The sequence below is a fragment of the Allobosea sp. TAB14 genome (assembly GCF_052113865.1).
Classification (GTDB): domain Bacteria; phylum Pseudomonadota; class Alphaproteobacteria; order Rhizobiales; family Beijerinckiaceae; genus Allobosea; species Allobosea spartocytisi.
In genome coordinates this window covers 1-5,991 of the sequence record NZ_JBFRDQ010000235.1, presented here as the reverse complement: position 1 = coordinate 5,991, position 5,991 = coordinate 1, and the positions used below count along the sequence as shown (strand labels likewise).

Here is a 5,991-nt window from a genome sequence, read left to right as displayed (position 1 = left end):
TGTCGAAGCCGACATCGTTGACGGCGATAGTCGCGCCATAAACCTTGCGGATGTCGCGGGCGGCGATCGCGACAGGGGCGCCGTCAGGGGAAATCTCGCGCTGAAGCACGGGCGGCCGTCCTTCCTGCGTTGGCGGTAGCGGGATGCCGGGCGACGTGGCGCCGCCGGGCGCTGGAGCACCGGGCCGAAAAGTGGAATCCACTTTTCGGAAAAATCCGATGCTGAAGGAACGAGCAGGATCCTCCTGCCGCGCCCTAACCGGGCGCGGCGATTCTGCGATCAGTTCTCGGGCTGGCCGACGAGGGCGGCGTTGAGGCCGATCTCGGGCGTCTCGCTCGAGAAGATCGAGGCGAACCAGCCGGGATTGGTCACGATCGAGGGCTTGAAGGCGTTGCAGCCGGCCTTCATTTCGTCCCAGGTGCCTTCCTGGCAGAGCTTGATCGTCTCGTTGGTGACGACCGGCAGCGGCAGGACGGTCTTCTTCGGCACGTCCTTGCCTTCCAGTTTCGCCACGGCGAGCTTCAGCGCCAGCGCGCCGGAATAGGGCGGCGAGGCGTAGGAGATGCGCGGCGCGGCCATCGGCTTGTAGGTGCCGTTGGCGCCTTCGACCTCGGTGCCGGTGGGCAGCATCTGCACACGCCCGCCATTGGAGCCTTCGCCTGCGCAGGGCTTCAGCTTGTCCTCGGGGATGCCGGCCTCGATCTGCATGGTATTGGCGGTGTAGCAGCCGACCTGCATCCAGAGACCGTCGATCTGGTCCCATTTGCGGGTGGCCAGGATCTTCGACAGCTCCGTGCGCGCGACCGCCTGGCTCCACATGCCGACCGCCTCGTTGACGATCTTGATGTCGGGATGCTTGGCGAAGACCTCTTTTGCCGCCTTGGTGCGCAGCGTGTCGACCGAAGTGCCGGGCACGCCGGTGATCGAGACGATGTTGCCCTTGCCGTTCAGCTTCTTGACCAGCCATTCGGCGGTGACGCGCCCGGCCTCCTCCTGATCGATCGCGACGTTGTAGGCGCAGGGCTCGGTGATCTCGCCGTCATAGGCAATGACGGTCACGCCCTTCTCGCAGGCGTTCTTCACCGCGGCGTTGAGCGCCGTCGGCGAGATCGGGAAGACGATGATCGCCTTGGCGCCGGCCTGGACCATGGCGTTGATCTGCTGGATCTGGCGCTGGGCGTTGGGGCCGGCGACCTGGACCTGCAGGTCGACCTTGTCGGCCATCGTCTTGGACGCCGCCATGGCCTTGATCATGTTGGCGGCCTCACCCTGCCAATCATTGCCGATATAGCTCATCGACAGGAAAATCTTGTGCTTGGCCTGGGCCTGCGCGGCGGAGACTCCGGCTGCGGACAAGGCCAGCGCGGCGGCAGCAGCCATCAAGTGCTTCTTTTTCATCATGAGGTYCTCCCCGACGCGGTGGCGTTCAATCGTCAGGGCGCCTTGACCGGCGCCTCGTTTCTTTTGATCAAAGATCACAAATCATATATCAATGCAATGCGGATTTGATGTCGAGCCCGCGACCGCTATGGTCGCCCCGACGAACACCTTGGATTTCAAGACGATGAGCCTCGTGCGCCCTCAGGAGCTGCCTTACTCACCCATCTCCCGCGCGACGATCCAGGAGCATGTCTATGGCCGGATCAGGGAGATGATCCTGAACGGCGACATCGAGCCGGGCCGTACGGTGACGGTGAGCAGCCTGTCCGAGGCCTTTGGCGTCAGCGCCATGCCGGTGCGGGAGGCGCTGCACCGGCTCGTCGCCGAAAAGGCCCTGACCGTGGTGGCTGGCCGCTCCGTCGGCATCCCGCCGCTCAGCGCCGAACGACTCGACGACCTCAGGCGCGTCCGCTGCGAGATCGAGGGCATGGCCACGGAGTGGGCCGCTGCGGCGATCACGCCGGCGCAATTGCGCCATCTGGAAGAGCTGATTGCGATCATGGACGCCGCGAAGGCCGAGAAGGACCGCGCCCGCTATGTGCCGGCCAATCGCGACTTCCACTTCACCATCTACAAGGCCGCCGCCTCGCCGGCCCTGATGGCCATCATCGAGTCGCTCTGGCTGCAGATCGGGCCCTACATCAACCTGCTCAAAGAGACCGACAACTGGACGAGCGCCAATCGCGACCACAAGGCGATCCATGCGGCGTTGCTAGGCAAGGATGCCGCGGCGGCCAGACGATCCCTCCAAGCCGACATCGAGCAAGCGGCGAAAAGCCTGGCCGGGCTTCTCGATATCTGAGCGGCGGGCGGCTCTCCTCGTTACGGCTGACCCATCCGAGATACGTAGGCGGCTCCTTGCAGACGCGCTGCGCGCAGTAGGGCGCGTTCGTCCACATGCGGCATCGGGATTGCGCAACGTTTGCGGGGAGGGCCCAGCCGCCAGTGGCCTCTCGCTCGTCGCCCGGAAGCAGGGTTGCCTTTTGTCTCGCCTGACGTCCGGCCCCGAGTCGAGCAGGGCGTCGGCCTGTCTGCCCCACGCTTGCCACCACCTGCATGGCGTTTCCATTCCGAGAGCCGGTATGGCGATATTGACAAGATCGCCAGCGCACAGCAGCATCGTTACATAAAGTAAAAATAAACTCGGGAGGATGCATGCGGGAGCCGCGAAGCCGGCGGGAAACGCGATCGGCTGTCCTGCGCTATCTCTGGTGCTCCGGCGGCTCGTTTCGCCCCGCATTGGCCGATCATGTCGGGCTGACCGATGCGAGCATCTCGCGCATCGTCGCCGAGCTGAAATCCGAGCGGCTGATCGACGAGTCGAAGCGCACCGCGCCTTACCAGGGCGGTCCGAGCTCCTTTCTTACATTAAGTAACGATCTCTATGTCGGCACGATCGAGTTCTCCGGCAGCCGTGTCCATATCGGCGTCGGGTCGCTGACCGGCGAGATCCGCTTTTCCGAATGGCTGGATTTGCCGGACGGCGCAGAGCCGGAAACGGTGAGGTCGACCTATCGCCGCGCTCTTCATCAGCTCACCGATCATCTGCACCGGGCGGGCATCCGGCTTTGCCAGCTCGCGGTGTCGATCCCGGGCTATCATGAGAATCTGCGCGCCAATCCGATCATCGCGCTCGACCCCGCCGAGCTCCTGAGGGAGATCCAGGCCGCACTGCCTTCGGTGCCGCTGCTCGCGGCGAATTCGATCGTGACCCGCGCCGTCGCCCATCGGCTGAAGCTCGGTGTCGATCTTGCCGGCGGCCCCTATTTCTACGCCTTCGTCGGCCATGGCGTGGCCGCCGCCCTGGTCGATGATTTCGCCGCGAGCGGGGACGTGGCCGCCTGCGAGATCGGCCATATGGTGCTCGATCCCCGCGGGCCCCGCTGCCGCTGCGGCCATTCCGGCTGTCTCGAGGCCTATGTGTCCACGGCGGCCGTCGCGCCGGCCATCGGCCTGCGCGAGCAGGACTTGCTGGCGATGGACGAATGGCAGGCGGGCCGGCTCAAACTGTCGACCCGCGCGCAGGCCGACCTCGCGACGCGTTTGGCGCGCCTCGGACACGCCATCGGCAATGCGCTCAACCTGACGCCGATCCGACGGGTGGTGGTGGCCGGCTGGCCCGCGGAATTGGGCGAAAAGATGCATGCCAGCGTGCTCGGCGGCATCGAGGCCAGCCTGTTCGGCGGAGCCGCAGCCGTGAACCTCACCTTCGCGAATGCGGAATTGGGGCGGGAGCCGGCCGCCGGGCTGGCGCTAGCCACCCACGCCTATCTGCAACGGGGCGCGATGCGACCCGCGGAAGCGGCCGAGAACAGGGCCGCGCATCACTTCATCGAACAATAAAAAGGGGGGAGGACAATGAGTCTGAAAACAGTGACGGCGGCGCTTTTCGCCGGTGCCATGCTCGTGTTGACGGGGCCGGCCATCGCCGAGAGCGTTCTCAAGGTCAAACCGTCCGGAGACGTGAAGCTGCTGGATCCGCTCCTCGGCTCGGATTCCATGGCCCGGAATTTCGGCTACATGGTCTACGACACGCTGTTCGCGGTGGACGACAAGCTGGCGATCAAGCCGCAAATGGTCGAAAGCTGGGACACCTCTGCCGATGGCAAGGTGTGGACCTTCGTCCTGCGCGATGGCCTCGCTTTCAGCGACGGCCAGCCCGTGACGGCTGACGACGTGATCGCCTCGCTGAAGCGCTGGAGCGTCAACGACAGCATAGGGCAGCAGCTCAACCAGCGTGGTGCGAGCTGGCAGGCGGTCGATGCGAAGACGGTCCGCCTGACGCTGACCTCGCCCTGGGGAATGGTGCTGGACGCCCTCGGCAAGCCAGGCGCGCCCGTGCCGTTCATCATGCCGGCCCGCGTCGCTTCGGCGACGCCACCCAATCAGGCGGTGACAGATCACACCGGCTCCGGCCCATTCGTTTTCAAGAAGGACGAATGGCTGGCCGGCGCCCGGCTGGTGTTCACCAGGAACGCTGGATACAAGCCCCGCCCGGAGGCGCCGGCCGGCCTCTCCGGCGGCAAGGTGGTCAAGGTCGATCGTGTCGAATGGCAGATCATCCCGGACCAGCAGACCGCGATCAACGCCCTGATCAAGGGTGAACTCGATATCAGCGAGGAGATTCCCGGCGATCTCATTCCGCTCGCCAAGGCGTCGAAGGACATCGCTCTCGAGCGCCAGGACGATATCGGCGTCGCCCAGCAGATCCGTATCAACTCGACCCAGCCGCCATTCGACAATCCGAAGCTGCGGCAGGCCCTGCTCCATGCCGTCGACGGTGCGGAGTTCCTCTCCGCGGTGATCGACGATCCGAGCCTCGGCAAGCCTTGTCGCTCCTTCTACGTCTGCTCGTCTCCCTATTTCACCGAGGCCGGCTTTCCAGCGGTCGATCTCGACAAGGCCAAGGCCCTCCTGAAGGAAGCCGGCTATGACGGCACTCCGGTGGTGCTGCTCGACGCCACCGAGAATGCCAATATCCACGCTTTCACCATGGTGGCCGAAGCCTTGCTGAAGAGCATCGGCTTCAAGACCGATGTGCAGGCGATGGATTGGGCGACGGTCGTCGCCCGCCGAGCCAGCAAGGAGCCGGTCGGCAAGGGCGGCTGGTCGATCTTCATCTCGGGGCCGGGCGGGCTCGACATGATGGAGCCGGTCAGCCATCTCGGCCTTCGCTCGAACTGTGAGAAGGCCTGGTTCGGCTGGCCCTGCGATGCCGATATCGAAAAGATGCGGGCCGCTTTTTCCGATCTTTCTGACGGCGCGCAGCGCAAGGCGCTGGCGGAGAAGATCCAATTGCGCGCGGCTCAGACCGTTCCCTATGTCCCGATCGGCGTCCAATATCAGATCCGGGCCTATCGCACTGATCTGACCGGGCTCCTGACCCCGCCGGCGCCGGTCTACTGGAACATCGCCCGCAAATAGGCCTCCGGCGCTCTGCCCTGCCGCAATTCCCGGAGCGCCTGCTGCCTCGCATCGCCGGCAGCGGGCACTCCGGTGAAGGCCCGGTATGACCCACGGCCGCAGCYGCATCGCGACACATCCGCACCCATGTCACTCGATCCATCCGCAAGCGCCCGCTCCGGCGAAGCTCTCACCGTCGATACGCCCTTCGGCCGGCTGCGCGGCGTGCTCTCCGGCGGGATCCGGTCATTCAAGGGTGTGCCCTATGCCGCCGCGCCGATCGGTCCCTTGCGCTTCCGTCCGCCGCAGCCGCTTGCGCCCTGGACCGGCCTGCGCGAGGCAACGACCTTCGCGCCGGCAGCGCCGCAGCCAGCCGATCCGGGCTTCTATCCCGGCGATCCCGACGCCATGCCCGCCGTGCCGACGAGCGAGGATTGCCTCTATCTCAACATCTGGTCGCCGGCCGAGGCGGGGCCGCATCCGGTGCTGGTCTGGCTGCATGGCGGCGGCCAGTCCGTCGGGGGGACAAGCCGGCCCGTCTATGACGGAGCGGTCTTTGCCCGAGCCGGCATCACGTGCGTCACGATCGGACATCGGCTCGGCCTGCTCGGCTTTCTCGAAGGTGGGCGCATCTTCGGCGAGGAATTC

The 5,991-nt window shown here is 65.6% G+C and carries 5 protein-coding genes; 4 read left to right on the top strand and 1 reads right to left on the bottom strand.

What is annotated here, in order from left to right:
• Positions 1–279 precede the first annotated feature (279 nt).
• Entirely contained in the window at positions 280–1,380 is a 1,101-nt protein-coding gene (locus AB4Y99_RS24825; RefSeq protein ID WP_248311216.1) for a sugar ABC transporter substrate-binding protein, read from the bottom strand.
• Between the two features lie 184 nt (positions 1,381–1,564).
• Here AB4Y99_RS24825 and AB4Y99_RS24820 point away from each other — a divergent pair, with 184 nt between their 5' ends.
• The 4 genes from AB4Y99_RS24820 to AB4Y99_RS24805 form a co-directional block, all read left to right on the top strand.
• Complete coding sequence (locus tag AB4Y99_RS24820) at positions 1,565–2,242, top strand: GntR family transcriptional regulator (RefSeq protein ID WP_112763253.1); 678 nt, start codon at positions 1,565–1,567, stop codon at positions 2,240–2,242.
• A 353-nt stretch (positions 2,243–2,595) separates the two neighbouring features.
• Positions 2,596–3,783: an ROK family transcriptional regulator gene (locus AB4Y99_RS24815; protein WP_441525192.1), complete on the top strand. Its 1,188-nt coding sequence runs from the start codon at positions 2,596–2,598 to the stop codon at positions 3,781–3,783.
• 15 nt (positions 3,784–3,798) lie between these two features.
• Positions 3,799–5,364: an ABC transporter substrate-binding protein gene (locus AB4Y99_RS24810; protein ID WP_441525191.1), complete on the top strand. Its 1,566-nt coding sequence runs from the start codon at positions 3,799–3,801 to the stop codon at positions 5,362–5,364.
• A gap of 126 nt (positions 5,365–5,490) precedes the next feature.
• The coding region (locus AB4Y99_RS24805) for a carboxylesterase family protein (protein ID WP_441525190.1) at positions 5,491–5,991 on the top strand (501 nt) is incomplete at its 3' end.

Excerpts from the sequence above, each read along its gene's own strand:
- AB4Y99_RS24825 (WP_248311216.1), bottom strand. The coding sequence starts at position 1,380 with ATGGCTGCTGCCGCCGCGCTGGCCTTGTCCGCAGCCGGAGTCTCCGCC.
- AB4Y99_RS24820 (WP_112763253.1), top strand. The coding sequence starts at position 1,565 with ATGAGCCTCGTGCGCCCTCAGGAGCTGCCTTACTCACCCATCTCCCGC.
- AB4Y99_RS24815 (WP_441525192.1), top strand. The coding sequence starts at position 2,596 with ATGCGGGAGCCGCGAAGCCGGCGGGAAACGCGATCGGCTGTCCTGCGC.
- AB4Y99_RS24810 (WP_441525191.1), top strand. The coding sequence starts at position 3,799 with ATGAGTCTGAAAACAGTGACGGCGGCGCTTTTCGCCGGTGCCATGCTC.